Annotated in this window: 16 protein-coding genes, 2 tRNA genes and 1 rRNA gene; 6 read left to right on the top strand and 13 right to left on the bottom strand. The window is 57.1% G+C overall.

What is annotated here, in order from left to right; genetic code table 11:
- Nucleotides 1–76: 76 nt before the first annotated feature.
- The 3 genes from ELE36_RS02010 to ELE36_RS02000 all read right to left on the bottom strand — a co-directional run bounded on the left by ELE36_RS02010 (nt 77) and on the right by ELE36_RS02000 (nt 1,905).
- Nucleotides 77–153 (bottom strand) — tRNA-Ile (locus ELE36_RS02010).
- A 47-nt stretch (nt 154–200) separates the two neighbouring features.
- Nucleotides 201–276 (bottom strand) — tRNA-Ala (locus tag ELE36_RS02005).
- A gap of 90 nt (nt 277–366) precedes the next feature.
- A 16S ribosomal RNA gene (locus ELE36_RS02000) occupies nt 367–1,905 on the bottom strand.
- Between the two features lie 556 nt (nt 1,906–2,461).
- Here ELE36_RS02000 and ELE36_RS01995 point away from each other — a divergent pair.
- Both ELE36_RS01995 and ELE36_RS01990 read left to right on the top strand, forming a co-directional pair.
- Nucleotides 2,462–2,908, top strand: a complete 447-nt coding sequence (locus tag ELE36_RS01995) for a DUF192 domain-containing protein (protein ID WP_129831502.1) — start codon at nt 2,462–2,464, stop codon at nt 2,906–2,908.
- 336 nt (nt 2,909–3,244) lie between these two features.
- Complete coding sequence (locus ELE36_RS01990) at nt 3,245–4,078, top strand: SirB1 family protein (protein WP_129831501.1); 834 nt, start codon at nt 3,245–3,247, stop codon at nt 4,076–4,078.
- A 23-nt stretch (nt 4,079–4,101) separates the two neighbouring features.
- Here ELE36_RS01990 and ELE36_RS01985 read toward each other — a convergent pair whose 3' ends face one another.
- Nucleotides 4,102–4,308: a rubredoxin gene (locus ELE36_RS01985; RefSeq protein ID WP_129831500.1), complete on the bottom strand. Its 207-nt coding sequence runs from the start codon at nt 4,306–4,308 to the stop codon at nt 4,102–4,104.
- Between the two features lie 80 nt (nt 4,309–4,388).
- On the opposite strand from ELE36_RS01985, the gene thiE reads away from it, so the two are divergent.
- The 3 genes from thiE (at nt 4,389) to ELE36_RS01970 (ending at nt 7,624) form a co-directional block, all read left to right on the top strand.
- A complete protein-coding gene (gene thiE, locus ELE36_RS01980; RefSeq protein WP_425480887.1) occupies nt 4,389–5,009 on the top strand; it encodes a thiamine phosphate synthase in 621 nt (206 codons plus the stop codon).
- Between the two features lie 84 nt (nt 5,010–5,093).
- The gene (gene hemL / locus ELE36_RS01975) at nt 5,094–6,383 is read left to right on the top strand and encodes a glutamate-1-semialdehyde 2,1-aminomutase (RefSeq protein ID WP_129831499.1); all 1,290 of its coding nucleotides are present in this window, start codon (nt 5,094–5,096) and stop codon (nt 6,381–6,383) included.
- A 93-nt stretch (nt 6,384–6,476) separates the two neighbouring features.
- Nucleotides 6,477–7,624, top strand: a protein-coding gene (locus ELE36_RS01970) for an IS3 family transposase (protein WP_165371432.1) whose coding sequence is annotated in 2 segments (ribosomal slippage) — nt 6,477–6,747 and nt 6,747–7,624 — 1,149 coding nt in all. Because the reading frame shifts where the segments join, the coding sequence is not laid out codon by codon here.
- A gap of 24 nt (nt 7,625–7,648) precedes the next feature.
- Here ELE36_RS01970 and ELE36_RS01965 read toward each other — a convergent pair.
- From ELE36_RS01965 to ELE36_RS01955, 3 genes are all read right to left on the bottom strand, one after another.
- Nucleotides 7,649–8,414 (bottom strand): IS5 family transposase gene (locus ELE36_RS01965; protein WP_165371431.1). Its coding sequence is split into 2 segments (ribosomal slippage): nt 7,649–8,152 and nt 8,154–8,414, totalling 765 coding nucleotides; the frame shifts between segments, so codons are not numbered across the junction.
- Between the two features lie 151 nt (nt 8,415–8,565).
- Nucleotides 8,566–12,279 (bottom strand): choice-of-anchor Q domain-containing protein, encoded by a 3,714-nt coding sequence (locus ELE36_RS01960; RefSeq protein ID WP_129831497.1) that lies wholly within the window; start codon nt 12,277–12,279, stop codon nt 8,566–8,568.
- 267 nt (nt 12,280–12,546) lie between these two features.
- Nucleotides 12,547–13,785 carry an acetylornithine/succinylornithine family transaminase gene (locus ELE36_RS01955; protein ID WP_129831496.1) on the bottom strand — a complete coding sequence of 413 codons (1,239 nt, stop codon included), beginning with the start codon at nt 13,783–13,785 and terminating at the stop codon, nt 12,547–12,549.
- A 115-nt stretch (nt 13,786–13,900) separates the two neighbouring features.
- Here ELE36_RS01955 and ELE36_RS01950 point away from each other — a divergent pair, with 115 nt between their 5' ends.
- Nucleotides 13,901–15,019, top strand: a complete 1,119-nt coding sequence (locus tag ELE36_RS01950; protein WP_129831495.1) for a trans-sulfuration enzyme family protein — start codon at nt 13,901–13,903, stop codon at nt 15,017–15,019.
- A 54-nt stretch (nt 15,020–15,073) separates the two neighbouring features.
- Here the strand turns inward: ELE36_RS01950 and ELE36_RS01945 are convergent, their stop codons facing one another.
- The 6 genes from ELE36_RS01945 to ELE36_RS01920 all read right to left on the bottom strand — a co-directional run bounded on the left by ELE36_RS01945 (nt 15,074) and on the right by ELE36_RS01920 (nt 19,341).
- Complete coding sequence (locus tag ELE36_RS01945; protein WP_129831494.1) at nt 15,074–15,733, bottom strand: hypothetical protein; 660 nt, start codon at nt 15,731–15,733, stop codon at nt 15,074–15,076.
- A gap of 81 nt (nt 15,734–15,814) precedes the next feature.
- A complete protein-coding gene (locus ELE36_RS01940; RefSeq protein ID WP_129831493.1) occupies nt 15,815–16,237 on the bottom strand; it encodes a VOC family protein in 423 nt (140 codons plus the stop codon).
- 39 nt (nt 16,238–16,276) lie between these two features.
- The gene (locus tag ELE36_RS01935) at nt 16,277–16,867 is read right to left on the bottom strand and encodes an LON peptidase substrate-binding domain-containing protein (RefSeq protein WP_242512334.1); all 591 of its coding nucleotides are present in this window, start codon (nt 16,865–16,867) and stop codon (nt 16,277–16,279) included.
- Between the two features lie 42 nt (nt 16,868–16,909).
- The gene (gene mpl, locus ELE36_RS01930; RefSeq protein ID WP_129831492.1) at nt 16,910–18,289 is read right to left on the bottom strand and encodes a UDP-N-acetylmuramate:L-alanyl-gamma-D-glutamyl-meso-diaminopimelate ligase; all 1,380 of its coding nucleotides are present in this window, start codon (nt 18,287–18,289) and stop codon (nt 16,910–16,912) included.
- Nucleotides 18,290–18,312: 23 nt separating this feature from the next.
- Nucleotides 18,313–18,819 carry a hypothetical protein gene (locus tag ELE36_RS01925; protein ID WP_129831491.1) on the bottom strand — a complete coding sequence of 169 codons (507 nt, stop codon included), beginning with the start codon at nt 18,817–18,819 and terminating at the stop codon, nt 18,313–18,315.
- A gap of 150 nt (nt 18,820–18,969) precedes the next feature.
- On the bottom strand, nt 18,970–19,341 hold the full coding sequence (locus ELE36_RS01920) for a hypothetical protein (RefSeq protein ID WP_129831490.1): 372 nt from the start codon (nt 19,339–19,341) through the stop codon (nt 18,970–18,972).
- Nucleotides 19,342–19,417 lie beyond the last annotated feature (76 nt).

Below are 19,417 nucleotides of genomic sequence, written 5' to 3'. Positions count from 1 at the left end.
GAGCACGGACAGACTTCAACGTCTGTCCGTATAAAAATTCTTTAGTATGCGCTATCAATCCAGAGTGTCTTTCAGATGGTGGGTCTGGGAGGACTCGAACCACCGACCTCGCCCTTATCAGGGGCGCGCTCTAACCACCTGAGCTACAGACCCATCGTTACTTGCTACGTGCCTATATCTCAGCCGGCGCGATCGCCGGGTGGTGGAGCCAGTCGGGATCGAACCGACGACCCCCTGCTTGCAAAGCAGGTGCTCTCCCAGCTGAGCTATGGCCCCATTTAGGGGACGAATCGCTCCGCGCTAACGGATTCGACTCTGGATTGCAGGTGTCTTGTGTGGGCGCCTTGAAGCGGCGTGTCATACTCGAAAGGAGGTGATCCAGCCGCACCTTCCGATACGGCTACCTTGTTACGACTTCACCCCAGTCATCGGCCACACCGTGGCAAGCGCCCTCCCGAAGGTTAAGCTACCTGCTTCTGGTGCAACAGACTCCCATGGTGTGACGGGCGGTGTGTACAAGGCCCGGGAACGTATTCACCGCGACAATGCTGATTCGCGATTACTAGCGATTCCGACTTCACGGAGTCGAGTTGCAGACTCCGATCCGGACTGAGATCGGCTTTCTGGGATTGGCTCCACCTCGCGGTATTGCAACCCTCTGTACCGACCATTGTAGTACGTGTGTAGCCCTGGCCGTAAGGGCCATGATGACTTGACGTCATCCCCACCTTCCTCCGGTTTGTCACCGGCAGTCTCCTTAGAGTTCCCACCATTACGTGCTGGCAACTAAGGACAAGGGTTGCGCTCGTTGCGGGACTTAACCCAACATCTCACGACACGAGCTGACGACAGCCATGCAGCACCTGTCTCACGGTTCCCGAAGGCACCAAACCATCTCTGGTAAGTTCCGTGGATGTCAAGGCCAGGTAAGGTTCTTCGCGTTGCATCGAATTAAACCACATACTCCACCGCTTGTGCGGGCCCCCGTCAATTCCTTTGAGTTTCAGTCTTGCGACCGTACTCCCCAGGCGGCCGACTTAACGCGTTAGCTTCGACACTGAGAGGCGAGTTCCTCCCAACGTCCAGTCGGCATCGTTTAGGGCGTGGACTACCAGGGTATCTAATCCTGTTTGCTCCCCACGCTTTCGTGCCTCAGTGTCAGTTCTGATCCAGGTAGCCGCCTTCGCCACTGATGTTCCTCCAGATCTCTACGCATTTCACCGCTACACCTGGAATTCCACTACCCTCTATCGAACTCTAGCTTGCCAGTATCGGATGCCATTCCCAGGTTGAGCCCGGGGCTTTCACATTCGACTTAACAAGCCACCTACGCACGCTTTACGCCCAGTAATTCCGAGTAACGCTTGCACCCTTCGTATTACCGCGGCTGCTGGCACGAAGTTAGCCGGTGCTTATTCCCCAGGTACCGTCAGTTCGCCAAAGTATTAATCCGGCGCGTTTCGTTCCTGGTAAAAGTGCTTTACAACCCGAAGGCCTTCTTCACACACGCGGCATTGCTGGATCAGGGTTGCCCCCATTGTCCAATATTCCCCACTGCTGCCTCCCGTAGGAGTCTGGGCCGTGTCTCAGTCCCAGTGTGGCTGATCATCCTCTCAGACCAGCTACGGATCGTCGCCTTGGTGGGCTCTTACCCCGCCAACTAGCTAATCCGACATAGGCTCATCCCATCGCGCGAGGCCTTGCGGTCCCCCGCTTTCACCTCTCGGTCGTATGCGGTATTAGCGTAAGTTTCCCTACGTTATCCCCCACGATAGGGCAGATTCCTATGTATTCCTCACCCGTCCGCCACTCGTCAGCACCCTTGCGGGCCTGTTACCGTTCGACTTGCATGTGTTAGGCATGCCGCCAGCGTTCACTCTGAGCCAGGATCAAACTCTTCAGTTGAACTTACTGGTTCCGAAGAACCAAACTTTTAGAGAGTGACCCCAAGCTGTTTTTTGATTACTCAATTTAAGGCTTGGGACGCTCTTGCTTTTTTTCTCGATGGACATCGTCCACTGCAAGGCGCCCACACAATTCACCTGCGCATACTGTCAAAGAACTTTTCGACTTCAGCGAACCGCGTTTCCGCTATTCGCACCCGAAACATTTCGTCCCAGGGAGCCGCACATCATACACCCAAATCACGCTTCGTCAACACCCTGTTTCGCAAATTTCGCAACCCAGGTTCCAACCAAACGCTCATCAATCTCCCCCTACAAATCGCGCCGACTCAACCCGCCTTCGACGCCGCTCCTCTGCAGGGCCGCGCATACTAGCGGACACGCTTTCGTTTGCATAGAGGTTTTTTTAAATCGCACGGAAACTCGTCGAATTTCTGCGCTGCGCATGTGCAGCTCCGTCGGTTTTCAGCGAGCAATTTCCTCGCGGTAGCCTTGTTAATCGGCTTGCGCTAGCTGATAAGATTCCAACACCACTTTATCCACTATCGGACAATTGCATGGCTCGCAAAACAGTTCTCGGCTTTCTTGCGCTCGGCGCAATCTTTACCGGCATCGGTCATAGCGCGGATTTACCTAGCGGCAGCGTTGAGCTCAAGGGCAAGCATTTCTCGGTCGAGCTGGCCAAGGATCCCGCTTCACAAGCGCAGGGATTGATGTTTCGCGACGTCATGAGCTCGGATCACGGCATGCTGTTTGTGTTTCCGGACGCAACACGGCAAACGTTCTGGATGAAAAACACGCATATCTCGCTCGACATCTTCTACTTCGACGCCAACCGCAAATTGGTCAATGTGCAGCAACGCGTGCCGCCCTGCCTGTCAAACGATAACCAATGCCCGATATATCCGAGTACCGGCGCGGCGCAGTACGTCTTGGAACTCAATGGCGGCAGCGCCGAAAAACTCGGTGTCAAGCCTGGAGACGAGTTGACGATTCATCAATAAGCGTCGATGAATTGGCGCAGACAGCGGCACTCGCCAGAGCGAAAGATGCAGACTCTTGATCTCTAGCGGCGCTCAGTCAGTGCAGGCAATAAAGACCGTATTGGTACGGCACCGGTATTTCCCCCAGGGCAGCGCGTTGAAACAACATCTCGTCGGTCATTGGCACAAATTGTTTCACGATCCTGCATCCGGCTGATTTTGGCAGATGCAGTACATCATGCCGGCATGGAACAAACATGACGCTTCGAGGCGTTTTCCCGGGCAACCCTATTGACTGCATCGCACAGGTTTCGCGTAAGATCGAATCAACCCATTGGGCCTGCCGGAGAGAAGCGCATGGACAATTCGTGGCTGCAATTGAATCTGGTCGAGGATGAGGAAATTCCGCTGTTTCGCACGGCTCTGCTGATCGCCCAAGACGAATACCCACAGTTGGCAGCGGCGGAATACGAGGCACGCATCGATGGCTATTTTCGCCAGCTGCGCACCGAGCTGTCGCCCGCATTGCTGCCCGCCGCACAGCTACAACATCTGAATCGATTTTTATTCGAGGAAGTCGGCTTTGCCGGCAACGAGGTCGACTACTACGACCCGCGCAACAGCTATCTCAATGACGTGCTCGATCGCCGCATCGGCAATCCGATCTCGCTGGCCGTGGTGCAATTGGAACTGGCGCAACGGCTGGACATCCCGCTGCAAGGCGTTTCGTTTCCCGGTCACTTTTTGGTGCGACTGCCCGTGGACGATGGGCTGATTGTGCTCGACCCGTATCAGAAAGGCCGCTCGCTCGACGAAACCGAGCTACGGTCACGTGCTCAAGGCTACTTCGATGCGGCGCGGGAAATCGACGATCACCATCTCGCGCGCATGCTCGAACCGGCCAGCCACCGCGCCATTCTCACGCGCATGCTGCGCAACCTGAAAGCGGTATATAGCGAACGCGAAGATTTGGCGCGCGCAGTACGCTGCAGCGATCGCTTGCTCAGCGTAGATCCGCACCAGCACGAGGAATATCGCGACCGCGGCTTGCTGTATCTGCGTCTGGAACACATCGGCGCAGCGCGTGAGGATCTGCGTCGTTATCTGAAGCTGGAACCAACTGCAGCCGACGCCGATGCCATACGACTGCAGCTTGCAGAAATCAGCAGCGTCCCGGCCCGGCTAAATTGAGCGAGCAGCGCCAACAGCGCAGATCAAGCAACCTGCATCATTTCAAAATCGGCCTTGGTCACGCCACAATCGGGGCAAGTCCAGGTTTCTGGCACATCGTCCCAGCGCGTACCGGGTTCGATGCCATCTGCGGGCCACCCCTCGGCTTCGTCGTAGATAAAGCCGCAGACCACGCACATGAAGGTCCGAAAAGGCACGTCGGCATCGAGCGTGGAAGTTGTTTGAGTCATTACTGAGTATCCGGAAGTATTCTGATGCCCCCATTTTCGCAGGTGTTGCGCATGCGCGAAAGGCGCAAAGGAAAAGTATCGTGCTGAATCCGGCGAATCGCGGCCTGTATGCCATTACCGATGGGCCTCGTGACGATTTGCTGGCGCGCGTCGAGGCCGCGCTCGATGCCGGTGCGATGCTGCTGCAATATCGCGACAAAAGTAATGATGGCGATCGTCGTCGTAACGAGGCCGAGGCTTTGCAGAAACTTTGCGTGCGCTACGCTGTGCCGTTGATCATCAACGATGACGTCGCGCTCGCTGCTGAAGTCCGCGCCGCGGGCGTGCATCTCGGCGAAGACGATATCGACATTGCCAGCGCACGCGCACAACTCGGCACGAACGCGATCGTCGGCGTTTCGTGTTACGACTCGCTGCAATACGCGCGCGAACTTGCGCAGCGCGGCGCAAGCTATCTTGCCTTCGGCAGTTTTTTCGATTCACCGACGAAACCCGCCGCACGTCGCGCCACACCTGAGCTATTGATCGCCGCGCACGAATTCGGCCTGCCGTTGGTAGCCATCGGCGGCATAACTGCGGAGAATGGCGCGAGCCTTATTCAGGCGGGCGCCGATTATCTCGCCGTAATTTCCGGCATTTTCGGCGCAACCGATACGGCCATCGCTGCGCGCAAATATGTGCGGCTTTTTGCTTCGGTCTGAGTCACCGGGCTTTCAATCATTCATCACCGAATCGTCGGACATCAAACCCGATCGCTTCTTTCGAATCCATCACAAGGTTTAACCATGAACACGAATCACGAACTGTTCCAGCGTGCGCTGAAAAATATTCCAGGCGGCGTGAACTCGCCGGTGCGCGCGTTCAAATCGGTCGGCGGCGAACCGTTTTTCACACAGCGTGCGCAAGGTGCGTATCTGTGGGATGTCGAGGGCAAACGCTACATCGACTATATCGGCTCATGGGGGCCGATGATCGCCGGCCACAATCCGCCGAGCGTGCTCGAAGCCGTACTGAAAACCGCACGCGACGGACTATCGTTCGGCACGCCGAATCCGCTCGAAGTGACGATGGCCGATACGCTGTGTCGACTGGTGCCATCGCTGCAAATGGTGCGCATGGTCAACTCCGGCACCGAAGCCACGATGGCCGCGATCCGACTCGCGCGCGGATTTACCAGCCGCGAAAAAATCATCAAGTTCGAAGGCTGTTATCACGGCCACGGCGACGCGTTTCTGGTCAAGGCCGGTTCGGGCGCACTCACGCTCGGCGTGCCGAATTCGCCGGGCGTACCGAAGGAATTGGCCGACCTGACTTTGACCTTGCCGTACAACGATCTGGATGCCGCGAAAGATTTGTTCGCCAAGATCGGTGATGAAGTTGCCTGCGTCATCATCGAGCCGATCGCCGGCAACATGAATTGCATCCTGCCGCGCGATGGTTATCTGCAGGGGTTGCGCGATCTGTGCACGCAACATGGCATCTTGCTCGTATTCGATGAAGTAATGACCGGTTTCCGTGTCGCGCTCGGCGGTGCGCAGCAGTTGTACGGTGTCACCCCGGATCTCTCCACGTTCGGCAAGATCATTGGCGGCGGCATGCCGGTCGGCGCTTATGGCGGACGCCGCGACATCATGGAAAAAATCGCGCCGAGCGGCCCGGTTTATCAAGCCGGCACCTTATCGGGAAATCCCGTGGCGATGGCTGCTGGACTCGCCACGCTAGCACTGGTCGAGCAGCCCGGATTTTACGACGAGCTACATCGCAAGACGCGCCTGCTCACGGATGGTTTGCTCGCTGTCGCCACCGATGCCGGCGTGCCGTTTTCGATCACGCGCACCTGCGGCATGTTCGGCTTGTTTTTTACCTCGGAGCACGTCGAAACCTACCAGCAAGCCACCGCTTGCGATATCCCCGCGTTCAATCGTTTTTTCCACGGAATGCTGGCGCGCGGCGTGTACCTCGCGCCGTCGGCGTTCGAGGCCGGATTTATCTCGGCGGCGCACGACGAAAACGACATCGCTGATACGCTCACGGCAGCAAGCTCAGCCTTTAAGAACCTGTTCAAAGTCTTTTGAGCAGTAGCGTGAGGAAGGCAAGGTGAATGTGTACTGGTCTAATTCTAACGGACACCTCGATAGGGGATCATTCCCCCAACGAGGACAAACGATATGAACCGATCCGCCCGTCGCAGCTTTGATGCAGCCTTCAAACTGCAAGTAGTTCAAATGATTCGAGACCAAGGCCTGAGCGTGGCCCAGGTCTGCCGCGACATGAACCTGGTCGACAGCGCCGTGCGCCGCTGGCGGGAGCAATACGCCGCCGAGCAGGCTGGCGGTGCTGGCCTGGGCAAACCGCTGACGGCTGAACAGCAACGTATTCGCCAGTTGGAGATCGAGAATCGGCGATTGCGCGAGGACAACGACTTGCTAAAAAAAGCGTCGGCCTTCTTTGCCCGGGAACTGAAGTGATCTACCGCACGATCACTCACTGGCAACCGGAGGCCGGCATCACCCGCTTATGCCGTTTGTTCCAGGTCAGCCGTTCGGGCTTCTATGCCGCCCGCCAGCGTGCGCAGACGGCCCCCGTCCTCTGCTCGACCAGTGTGCATCTGAAGTCCGCGTTCCATGCCAGCGGCGGCAACTATGGTAGTCGGCGACTGTGTGCGGCCTTGCGTACCCAAGGCCTGACGCTCGGGCGTCATCGCGTGCGCCGTCTGATGAAGCGTCACGGGCTGCGCACGCACTGGAAACGTCAGTTCGTGGCCACCACGAACAGCGCGCATGCCTTGCCGATCGCCGGCAATGTGCTGCAGCGCCAATTCAACCCCGTCGCCACCGACCGCGCGTGGGTGGCGGACATCACCTACATCCGCACGCGCCGTGGCTGGCTCTATCTGGCCGCCGTGCTGGATCTGTTCTCGCGCAAGATCGTGGGCTGGGCCATGGCGCCGACCCTGCCGGCCGAACTGGTGTGTGCGGCGCTGCAAATGGCCATCGCGGCGCGCCAACCCAAGCCTGGCCTGATCATGCATTCCGACCGCGGCAGCCAATACGCCAGCGCACTTCATCGTCAGTTGCTGGCCGATCACGGACTACTCAGCAGCATGAGTCGCAAGGGCAACTGCTGGGATAACGCGGTCATGGAACGCTTCTTCCTGAACCTGAAAATGGAGCGCGTCTGGCAGCGCGATTACGCCAACGCGTCCGAAGCGATCAACGACATCACCAACTACATCGTCAACTTCTACAACGCCACTCGGCTGCACTCCACACTCGGCTATCGCTCGCCCAACGAGTACGAACGAGCCGCAGCCTGAACTGCCCTAGCGGGGTGTCCGAAATTAGTTGACCACTACAATGAACTGGAGGCTGGTATTGAGCTTGCGCTCGCAGTTCTTCCAGAGTCGTCGGCATTTCTCCAACCAGGCGAAGGAGCGCTCGACCACCCACCGCTTCGGGATAACGGCGAAGGTATGCAATTCATTGCGTTGGGCGATCTGCACGGTGGCACCGATGGCGCCTTGGACCGCTTCGGCAAAGGGCTGGCCGACGTAGCCGCCATCCGCTAGGACACTTTGTACCCGATGTAGGTTTGCCTGACATCGATCCATCGCCTGCAAGGCGCCCTTGCGATCGGTGACTTCCGCTGTAGTCACCGCAATAGCGTGAGGCAGTCCCTGCGTATCCACGGCAATATGCCGCTTGATCCCCGAGACCTTCTTGCCGGCATCGTAGCCCTTATGCGTCGCCGTGTCGGTGTTCTTTACGCTTTGTGCATCAACGATCAAGAAGCTCGTCATGGCGTTGCGCCCCTGCTTGATACGCACCGCGCCCACCTGATTTTTTTAACGCCCGCTCCAGCAGGCTGATGCCGTTCTCGTCAGGCTCGCTCCAGATCGAAAAGTACGAATGCACCGTTCGCCATTTCGGAAACTCCGTGGGCAGCATGCGCCACTGGCAGCCGCTTTTGAGGAGGTAGCGGACCGCGCAAAATACCTCGTACAGATCCACCCGACGCGGGCTGGTCTTCTTGCGTGCGCTTTCCAGCAAAGGATGAATTTGCTCAAACTGGGCGCGACTGATGTCACTCGGATAGGTTGATCTCATTCCGCCAGTATCAGCACGCCGGTCTCATAGATTGAGACTTTGAACAGGCTCTAAAATTGTACGGCAATAATACTGACGAGTTTCGCTGGCTGACTGATGCACAAAAAAAGCCCAGGCCAAAGCCCGGGCTTTTTTTCACAGACTACAGGGTTTATGGACCCTCGAAACCGTCGCGGAAGATAACGTCGGTTGATTGGAGCTCTACTGCACCGATATCAGAGCCATTGCCACCCGTGGCGTTGGTGATCGATGGATCATCGAACGGACGACTGATACCGCGTTGATCCGCATTAACGCCCGCACCGCCTTTGTCGATCACCGGGCTGCCCACATTTGGCAATTGCGTATCGGTCTGCCCGCCGTTGTTGGCCAACGCTGCCAGATTCGGACTGACCCCGGTAATGTTGTTCGTCGTAGTGCCGGTGATGGTGGCACCCGCAAAACTCTGCAGCAAGTTGTAATCTTGTGACACAAAGGCACCATCAAGATCCGGGTGGGTTGTAGCTGTACCGCCCGCGACAATCGTATTGCTTAGATTCACAGCACCATTGAGAACGGAAAGATTACCGCCAGCACCGGTGGCCGTTGTCGCTGCATTGTTCGTAAACGTGGTGTTGATAGATGTGAACGTCGCGCCACCACCGTTACGCAGAGCGCCACCTTTGCCGCCACCTACCGTGTTGCCCGTGACGGTACTGTTGGTGATAGTCATCGACGTGCCTTGATTTTCGATACCACCACCACGGCTGCTACTGTTCGTTCCTGCGACGCTGTTATTGGCGATCGTGCAGCGCAGAATCGTCACAACACCACCCGATTCGTTATCGATTCCTCCACCGAGACTTCCTGAGAGCGCAACATTATTGACTATGCTCATGTCGGTAAGTGACACCGTGCCGCCATTGATCTGAATACCCGCACCACTGGCGGCACTACCATTACTCACGGTCAAACCGGAGATGCTTACCGTGGCGGCACCAATAGTGAATACGCGAGCGGCATTGTTGCCACTAACCGTAATCACGCGGGCACCGGGACCGAAAATACTCACGCTCTTGTTGATAGCCAACTGGCCAGTGGTCAGCGTAATCGTGCCGGTCAAGCCTATCTGAAATGCAACGCCTCCCCCACTGCCGACATCGATAAGCGTTTGACGCAAAGAGCCTGGTCCAGAATCGTTGAGATTGGTCACAATCAGCGGAGCGACGTTGGAGAGGTTGTAACTGACCGGCGCAGCCGGGCCCGAAATACTCGCCGTCACCACATAGGTGCCCAGAGTAGCATTCGCCGTAAACACCGGAGAACTAGCCACACCAATCCCGTTGGTATTGGCGATAGCGGTCAGGCTGGCACCAGGAAAAGTTCCACTCGCCCCACTATTCGGTGCACTAAACGTAACAGGTACGCCGCTCACCGGGTTGCCATCACTGTCTGTCACAACAGCCACCAGTGGGCTCGGGAAAGCCGCATTGGCCAACGCACTTTGTGGAGTGCCACTGACGACTGCAAGCGAGTTGGTCTTGACCGCTACCGTATAGGCACGAACCACGTTACAGCTGCCATTCGAGGCGACAATCGAAAAATTGAAAACTCCATTTACGGTCAAGGTGCCGGATAGAACGCCTGCAGCCGACAACGACGTGCCCCCAGGAAGTGTGCCGCTGGAGGAGAACGTATATGTACCCGAACCGCCACTAACAGCGAATGCCTGATTGTAACTATCACCGACTTGACCATTCGGGATAGATGCCGGGGTCACGTCCGCCAAAGGACATGCACCCGCGTTAACCGTGAAGATGCCTACACCCGTCGCGCTTTGCCCATCAGGATTCTTGATCAAGATATTGCGTGGCCCCGTTGCCGCACTGTTGCCGACGGAAAGAGACAACTGTACCGACTGAGCATTGCTGTAGGTAGCGCTTAATACTGAAACATTGCTACCACTGACACTAGCCGAAATATGTTTGGGGAAACCTGTGCCGGGATCGTAAAACCCCGTGCCTGCAACAGAAGTTCCGTTGATCGTGACGTTAACCACGGAGCCTTGCACAGCGAAGGATGGGCTCGCACTGGATGGCGTGGCTGGCGCTGGTGCCAAGAGTTGCGTGACCTTCACACCCCATCCGCCCCCGTTCGAAGTGCTATCGGTATATTCCGAGACACCCCACAGGGTCATGTTGTCATCGGGGTCGATCGAAATCGCGGAATAGTCTCCCCAGCGCCGTGCTCGGGTTGTTCCCAAATCGAATGTGGGGTTGTAAGGAACCGTCGCGGCCGTGACGGTCACCGGGGTATTGGTGAAACCAGCAGGGTCAGACGACAAGCGGCCAGTCATTGCTCCGTTGGCGTAACTTGTCACACCTACCGAAGTGAAAGACAGGGCAGCATGTCCCTGTCCGCTGACCGCGATCGAACCATAGGTATAAAACAGCGGATTGGTTGCCGCGGGATCGAAAATCGTGCCGGCCTGAATCAACGTTGGCGACGTATCGAGCGAGCCGATCTGGTAAAAGCGCACGCCATCGCGGTTATCACTGGCTGTACCGGTAGAAACACCCGTGTTATCGCACGCCACGCCTTGCGAGGTGTAGATACTGCCGTTGACAATGCGTGATTGGATCGGGCGTGTGTCATTTCCGTCCAAGTTGCCGTTGAAAGTACTGCCAGGATGGTTATTGCCGAGATGATCAACCTTGATCGGAACATTATTATTGGGCACGGTAATCGGTATATCCGCAGACAGCGTCGGCGTACCGCCTGGATTGCTGACACGGCGTAAATTCAGTATGCCGGCAAAATTATTGCTGTCCGCAACAAAAAAGCCATCGGTCGCAGCTGGATCATCGTTGTCGACGCCTTGTGGTGTGACAGAATCACCCTGTGCGGGATCGGTAAATGGGGCTGGGCCCGACAATCCGCGAAATGCGCTGACCACGATCGGACCGACGCCGAGCACCGAAGATTTTTGGATAACAAATGCGACGGCACCCTGGAAACCCGCAGGGCATGCAGCATTGCCATTGTTGAATAAATTACCGCCAACGTAAATCGCATTGGCATCAATACCGATCGACGGGTAGTCCATCAAGCACCCCGGATTACCCAGAGGCGGCGCCTGATCCTGGGCAAACTGGAAAAACGTAAAACTGCTTTGCGCTGTAATCAGCGGGCCGTTGCTGACTGCCACCAAAACTCGATTGGGAGCACCCACGTCAATCATTACCACAAACCAGCGGTGCGTCAGACGATCAAAACGAATGCGCGGATCGCTCGTACCTGCGCTGCGAACGGAGGCAAAAAAATTGTCACCACTAGTGTTGATCGCCCCATCGACGACACCGGTCGTCTTGTTGAAGCTGCGTATCCTGCCGTTGACAAAAGCAATGAATTGTTGCGGCCCAATAGCGCCCATTGTGTCTGGCGGCACCGAACCTGAATCGTCCAAGGTCGCCGCCGTGAAATTAATTCCTGCAGTTTGTGGCACTTTGGGACTGACGGACTTCGCCGGCCCATGTGATTTGTCCGGGATCGGCCAGGTTGAGACGAAGGCAGAGGCTGGATTCTGCGCACGAACGCGGTCTGCGTAAGGCGAGTAGTTGATGTCGGCGTCGGCTTCCGTTTCCTGCAGCAATACCGGTGCGCCAGATTCACGCGCCATGATGGTAGCGACGGATTCTACGGTGCCTTTGCCCATGGGGGTTGGAATACCGATCAACTCACCCTTGGAATTAACCGCTTGCACAACACTCGGCGAGGATGTAGTGCTTGAACTTGCATCCATCGCCGTGACGGCGCCTGCCATCACACTGAACGTCGCAAGAGCGCCGATTAACAGATGCTTGAAACGATATATCGAGCTATTCATGAAGTACCCCAATCAAAGAATGAACGCAATCGTGCTACCGCTAGCCATGATCAAGCGCCCGGCACGCTTAGCAGACTGTTGATCGATTCCCACAAGCATGCGGTCTTGATGGACTCAGAAGGCATTTTTTACTGGGCGCAGACCTCGGCACTACTAAATCTCAAGGCTGATATAAACTCAGACTTAGAGCGCACACTACAGGGTTTGATAGGAGGATGTCCATGCGCTCTATGTGATGGGGGGCCGAGCGAAACACGGCAATTGCAATTACTTATGAAATACACGCAACGCGGCGCGTAATTTCTGCAGCCCATCAGCAATCGTTGCATCGTCAATGTTTAACGCCGGGACAAAACGCAAAACGTTCGGCCCCGCCTGCAGGACCAGCAGTCCATGTTGCTGGGCGTGATCGAGAATCTCGCCGGCGCGGCCCTTGTACGCATCAACGAGTTCAGCGCCGATCATCAGGCCACGTCCGCGTATCTCCGTGAAAAGATTCGTCTCGGCATTGATCCGTTCGAGACCTGCACGTAACGCGTGTGCCTGCCGTTCGACATTTGTCATCAGCTCGGGCGAACGCAAGCGCGCCAGTGCCACACGCGCGACTGCGGCAGCGAGCGGATTGCCGCCGAAGGTGCTGCCGTGTGCGCCGTATTGCATGACCTCCGCCGCTTTGTTGCCGACCAGCATCGCGCCAATCGGCATGCCGCAGCCGAGCGCCTTGGCCAAGGTCACGATATCTGGCGTGACCTGTTCCCACTCGTGGGCAAACAGCTTGCCGGTGCGACCCATGCCGCACTGGATTTCATCGAGCACCAGCAACGCGCCGTGCCGGTCGCAGAGTTCGCGCAGGTGCCGCAGGAAACCGGGCGTTGTCGGCTGCACGCCGCCCTCGCCCTGAATCGGTTCGACCAGAATCGCGGCGACGCCGTCATCCATGAGCGCCTCGATGGCATCAAAATCGCTGAACGCGCAATACCGAAAACCGCCGGGCAACGGTTCGTAACCTTGCTGATATTTCGGCTGCGCCGTGGCAGTGACGGCAGCGAGCGTACGACCGTGGAACGAACCTTGAAAGGTCACGATATCGCGCTTCGAAGGCGGGCGACCTTGCGCGGTCGCCCAACGCCGTATCAATTTGATCGCGGCCTCGTTCGCTTCCGTGCCGGAGTTACACAGAAAAACGCGCTCGGCAAAACCCGATGCCTCCACCAATTCTTCGGCCAGGCGCAACGGCGGTTCACTGTAATAGACGTTACTGGTATGCCAGAGTTTATGCGCTTGCGTGACCAGCGCCTCGACCAACTCCGGCGCCTGATGGCCGAGCGCATTGACCGCGATACCGGCACCAAAATCGACGTACTCGCGTCCGTCGAGATCCCACACGCGCGAGCCAAGTCCGTGATCGAGAATCATCTCGCGCGGCTGGTACACCGGCACGTAATAACGTTTGCCTTTCGCGAGAAGTTCAACGCTGGCGGATTCGGGCGTGCTGTGATCGGACATCGTGTTTCCTGAAAAATTTGGGGGCGGGATAGCAAATCGATCACGCACTATAAACCGCTCCATTCGCGCTGCAACTCGGGCAAACTATCGGCATGACTTCATCGTGGAACGACTCATGAAACTCGAAACGTTGGCCGTGCATGCGGGCGCCGAAATCGACAGCGAAACCGGCGCGTTATCGCCGCCGATCCATCTTTCCACCACATTTGAACATACGCCGGACGGCAGCTTGCCGCACGGGCTGGTGTATCAACGCGACAACAATCCGACCCAGCAGCGGCTGGAACGGGCGCTCGCGGCACTCGACGGCGGGGATCGCGCGCTGTTTTATTCGACCGGCATGGCTGCCGCGGCAGCGCTGTTGCAGTCGCTGCCAAACGGCTCGCACGTGCTGATGCAGGACGATTTGTATCATGGCGTGCGCGCGCTGGCCGAGCAATATTTTCCGCGTTGGGGAATGCGCGTGACGATGGTCGATATGACCGATCTCGCCGCAGTCAGTGCGGCCATCACATCCGACACCTGCTGCCTGTGGACCGAGACGCCATCCAATCCGTTGTTGAAAATCGTCGATATCGCGCAGGTCGCAAAAATCGCGCACGACGCCAGTGCGATCCTCGTGGTCGATGCGACGTTTGCAACGCCGATCCTGCTGCAGCCGTTGTCGCTCGGCGCGGATGTGGTCATGCATTCTTCGACCAAATACATGGGCGGCCACAGCGATGTGATGGGCGGCGCGCTGATATTTCATGGCCAGGCCGAACTCGCGCAGGCTTGTTTTAATGCGCGGTTGTTGATTGGTCACAGCGCCTCGCCGTTCGCGGTCTGGCTAACCTTACGCGGGCTGCGTTCGTTATCGGCGCGGATCGAGCGACATTGCCGCAACGCGCGCATAGTCGCGGAATTTCTCGCCGCACATCCTAACGTCGAGATCGTGCATTACCCGGGGCTGGCCAATCACCCCGGCCACGACATCGCAAAAAAACAGATGGCTGATTTCGGCGGCATGCTCAGTGTGCAGATTCGCGGCGGCCGCGATGCCACGCTGGCTGCGGCCGGCCGGCTCAAATTGTTCATCAACGCGACATCACTCGGCGGCTGCGAATCGCTGATCGAACATCGCGCCTCGGTCGAAGGCGCGCATCCGGTGTCACCGCAAAATCTGTTGCGTATTTCAGTCGGGCTGGAACATGCCGACGATTTGATCGCCGATCTCGCTCAAGCGCTGGCTTGAGCGAACAGACATTCCACTAAGTCTAGCGCGGCAATGAGTTGCCGCCGATGTCGATCAAGGTAGCAACGGACAAACCGATTCGCCAACCGTCGCCGCTTGCAGCAAATTCGCTACCGTGGCACTGCCGCTCGTCTCGATCTGAGTAATGAGCTGCGGACCGTACAAGCTCGCAAGCGTGTTGCAGAGCGCATTGCCGCTGAACGTGTGACTGGTCACAGTGAGCGGCGATTGCAGCAAAGTCGCCATATAGTCGCCACTGTTGCCGTCGGCCTGCACCGCGTAACTTGGCGCGTAATTCAGCGTGAGATTGCTGATCGTCAGCGTACATGAACCTACGTTTGTGGTGATCGGTGCAACGATAGTGTCGGCACTGCCGGAGCCGCTGAAAACGCCGCTAACGAAGTCACCGCTGAATGTTCCGGCATGTGTCGTCACGGCGCAGCCCATTGCGCCGCCCGCACATGCAGCGGTGTTGCATATCTCGTAGGTGATGCCGTTGGACGATCCGGTTTGCGGCGCGACACAACCGCTCTGCGCATCCAGCGTGGACTGCAGCAAATTCAAAAATTGTGGCTTGGTCAACGCCTGCGACCAGCACGCCTCGAAGCCATTGTGGCTGACGAGATCAGCGGCGCTCGCCGCCGACATCACCAACATTACGCTCGCGAAAATAGACGTCCATACGGCCAAACGATTTTTAGTGCGAAATCTCATTTATTACTCCCCATGTGCTTTTCGATCCCCACGCAAACATATATCACACCTTCCTCCATGATTGAGCTGGCGGCGTGATTGCTACCATTGCCCGGTATTCGGCATCGACAACCACGGCTCCTGCGGCGGCAACGAACCGTCTTTCTGCAGCAGTTCGATCGAAATCAGATCGGGCGATCGCACAAACGCCATATGCCCATCACGTGGCGGGCGATTGATGGTGACACCCAGCGTTTGCAAATGCGCGCAGGTGGCGTAAATGTCATCAACACGAAACGCGAGATGACCGAAGTTGCGCGCCGAACCGTAATCCTCGGTCGAGCCCCAGTTGTAGGTGAGTTCGATTTCGGCATCGGGAGTTTCGTCCGCACTCAAAAACACCAAGGTGTATTTTCCTTCGGTAGACTCCTTGCGCCGCACTTCGTGCAGGCCAAGGCCACCGCAGAAAAATCGCAGTGCCGCATCGAGATCGCGGACACGAATCATGGTGTGCAGATATTTCATCGTAGTGCTCCGGCAGGATGATGGATGCGGCGCGCGTATTCAGTCGTGCTGAAAGCGCTGCAGGTATTCGGTAAGCAGACGCAAGCGCGCAATCGGATCGGTCGTGATCAGCAATTGCTGGCGTTCGATATTCTCTAGCGGCAGCAATTCGGCGAGACGAAATCCGACCCAGCTCGCATTGTCGAAATTCGCGCGCGGCGCACGGTCGTAGTCGCCGCCGGCTTTTTCGGCGATGCGCTCGAGCAAGGTCGCGAGCAGGCCGTATTCGGCGGGCACCGGCAGCAGCGGTTCGCTCGGCAGGTATTCCACATCGCCGCGCAATAATCCGTCGTGTCGCACGCGCGTGCGCTCGACATGAAAACGCGCGCCACCTGCCGCGGTGATGCCGAGCAGGCCATCCGGCAAAGTATAAAAATCCACAATACGCGCAAGTGTACCCACCGCTGCGGGTTTGGCTGGCGTGCCGACTTCGCCGCCATCGAGAATCAGGCACACACCGAATCCGCTGTCGTTGCGCGAGCACTCGCGCACCATGTCGAGATAACGCGATTCGAAAATCCGCAAGGTCAGCGGCCCGCCCGGAAACAGCACGGACGCTAGCGGAAACAATGGCAGATCGGTGGTAGTCACGGTACTAGTTTATGCAACGTTGACGGCGGACGAAAGCGCTGTTTATTCGTTATCCGATTGCGCATGACGTTCGCGCCATGCCTGGAAAAAACGCCGCGGCGCATTTTCAAAACCGCCGTTCGACATGAATACGACATGGTCGCCGCTGCGCGTTTGCGCGAGCAAGGCATCGATCAGCGCATCCACGCTGGCCGCGGCCTGGCCGCGATTGTCCAGTGCGGTCGTGACTTTGCCGGCATCCCACGGCAGTTCAGCGCGTTGCAGCAGCACCACCGCATCGGCATCACGCAGGCTCGGCGCGAGTTCATCCGCATGTGCGCCGAGCCGCATCGAGTTGCTGCGCGGCTCGATACCGACCAGCACGCGCGCGCCGCCGACCTTCGCACGCAAACCCGCCAGCGTGGTCGCGATCGCGGTGGGGTGATGCGCAAAATCGTCGTATACAGACACGCCGTTGTGCGCGCCGATCAGCTCCATGCGCCGCTGCACATTCTCGAAAGACGCCAGCGCATTTAAGGCAATCGCGGCATCGGCACCGGCGGCGTGCGCGGCGGCGATCGCGGCGAGTGCGTTCATCACATTGTGTCGACCGAGTAATGACCAACGTGCGATACCGATGATTTTCCCGGCATGGCTGACTTCGAATACCGAACCATCTTTGTCGATCAAGCGCGCGCGCCAATCACCGCTGTCGATGCCGAAGGTTTCCACCGGCGTCCAGCATCCCATCGCGAGCACCTCGCGCAGAAATTTATCTTCGGCGTTGACGATCAGGCGACCGTTGCCGGGCACGATGCGCACGAGATGATGGAACTGGCGCTGGATCGCGGCAACGTCGGGGAAAATATCGGCGTGGTCGTATTCGAGATTATTCAGGACCGCGATGTGCGGGCGGTAGTGCACGAACTTCGATCGTTTATCGAAAAACGCGGTGTCGTATTCGTCGGCTTCGATCACAAACGGCGCGCCGGCACCGAGTCGCGCCGACACGCCAAAATTCGACGGCACGCCGCCGACCAGAAATCCGGGCTGCAGGTTTTGCTGATCGAGAATCCACGCCAGCAGACTGGTGGTTGTGGTCTTGCCGTGCGTGCCAGCGACCGCCAGCACCTGGCGTGTGGCGAGCACGTTTTCGCCGAGCCATTGTGGGCCGGAAATATAATTCAGGCGCGAATCCAGCATGTGTTCGATCGCGGCATTGCCGCGCGACAAGGCGTTGCCGACGATCACCAGATCAGGTGTAGGTTGCAGATTTTCGGCGCTGTAGCCGGGCTTGAGGTCGATGCCGAGTTGCTCGAGCTGGGTGCTCATCGGCGGATAGATATTCTGATCCGAGCCGCTCACGCTTATGCCGCGTTCGCGCGCTAGTGCGGCGATACCGCCCATGAAGGTGCCGCAGATGCCGAGAACATGCACGCTCATGATTGCTTTCCGAACACGCACATTTAAAGAACTCCTTCGATGACCACGCCAAGTATCGCCAGCAAGTAAGCAGCGAAGGCGGGAGCGTTCAGCGCCTGACGCAGGATGTTCGCATCCACCCGCACTTTCCAGATGACGATGGCGAGCGTCAGCCACATCGCCAGCATTTGCAGCGGCGTGACATCTTGCGGTGGTGTGTTGGGTGTAAATCCGCTCATGGCAAGTTGCAGCGGAAACACCATTAGCGTGAAAACCACACTACAAGCCATCAGCGCAGAGGCGGTCTGCACGAAACGGCTGCGCAGTTCGCGCAGACTGAGGATGATATTCAGCGCAATCAGTTTGAAACTCGTGATGAGCAGGAAACGGCTCAGCGAATTTTCGGTGTAACCCAAGGCGTTGGCGACAAGCAGATCAATAGCTAACTCTGCGCCGATGAAAATCAGCAGCAGGCGCAGCGAATACGGCATGTCTTGCGGACCGCGGCGGCGCAGGCAGAGGTCGCGGATAAGTAAAAGCAGATCACTCATGGCGCAAGTTCAGATTTTCGGTTGGTGGCGCAATGTCATCCGTCACATTCCAGATGAATTGATGTGGCTGACATGCCACGAGCTGCGAACTAGGTCATGGTGAGAAAGAGACTGAGCATTAGCGTCAATCTAGAAAAATTATCGCATTTTTTAGGACGCTGAGCGCTTTCGATTATTTGGATACAAGATGAAGGCATTAAGAAGCGCAGGAAAAACTAGAAATACCACCATGCAAGCAATACGCAGGAGATACGACGTTGATGAGCCAGACGAGGCAACAGCAATTCCAATCCCAAATCCAAATACCAATATAAATGCGCTATTGATAAGCCATGCGAGAGAGCCTAGCCAAGACTGAGTTACGCGCCCAGATACGTAAGCCAATGCTAGTCCAAATGCAGCTACAGGAAAAAGAATTGACATCGCGCTTACTTGTACGGAGTGAGCAACAAGTTGAGGAATAATGATTACACCAGTGGCAACCAGTGCTGCCAAATTCCAGATTAAGGCATATTTTCGCATGAAGCCAATTTCCAATATTTTAATGAGAGCGCTAACGCAAACAGCATTTAGGGTCGTTATTCATTACCGCTATTTA

The organism is Pseudolysobacter antarcticus, from assembly GCF_004168365.1.
Classification (GTDB): Bacteria; Pseudomonadota; Gammaproteobacteria; order Xanthomonadales; family Rhodanobacteraceae; genus Pseudolysobacter; species Pseudolysobacter antarcticus.
The sequence above is the reverse complement of the archived record's forward strand: the minus strand, read 5'-3'. Positions and strand labels throughout refer to the sequence as shown.

Bases quoted from the DNA above. Each gene is read 5' to 3' on its own strand.
- ELE36_RS01995 (WP_129831502.1), top strand. From the start codon at position 2,462: ATGGCTCGCAAAACAGTTCTCGGCTTTCTTGCGCTCGGCGCAATCTTT.
- ELE36_RS01925 (WP_129831491.1), bottom strand. From the start codon at position 18,819: ATGAGTGATCTGCTTTTACTTATCCGCGACCTCTGCCTGCGCCGCCGC.
- ELE36_RS01955 (WP_129831496.1), bottom strand. From the start codon at position 13,785: ATGTCCGATCACAGCACGCCCGAATCCGCCAGCGTTGAACTTCTCGCG.
- mpl (WP_129831492.1), bottom strand. From the start codon at position 18,289: ATGAGCGTGCATGTTCTCGGCATCTGCGGCACCTTCATGGGCGGTATC.
- ELE36_RS01940 (WP_129831493.1), bottom strand. From the start codon at position 16,237: ATGAAATATCTGCACACCATGATTCGTGTCCGCGATCTCGATGCGGCA.
- ELE36_RS01945 (WP_129831494.1), bottom strand. From the start codon at position 15,733: ATGAGATTTCGCACTAAAAATCGTTTGGCCGTATGGACGTCTATTTTC.
- ELE36_RS01960 (WP_129831497.1), bottom strand. From the start codon at position 12,279: ATGAATAGCTCGATATATCGTTTCAAGCATCTGTTAATCGGCGCTCTT.
- ELE36_RS01920 (WP_129831490.1), bottom strand. From the start codon at position 19,341: ATGCGAAAATATGCCTTAATCTGGAATTTGGCAGCACTGGTTGCCACT.
- ELE36_RS01950 (WP_129831495.1), top strand. From the start codon at position 13,901: ATGAAACTCGAAACGTTGGCCGTGCATGCGGGCGCCGAAATCGACAGC.
- hemL (WP_129831499.1), top strand. From the start codon at position 5,094: ATGAACACGAATCACGAACTGTTCCAGCGTGCGCTGAAAAATATTCCA.
- ELE36_RS01985 (WP_129831500.1), bottom strand. From the start codon at position 4,308: ATGACTCAAACAACTTCCACGCTCGATGCCGACGTGCCTTTTCGGACC.
- ELE36_RS01990 (WP_129831501.1), top strand. From the start codon at position 3,245: ATGGACAATTCGTGGCTGCAATTGAATCTGGTCGAGGATGAGGAAATT.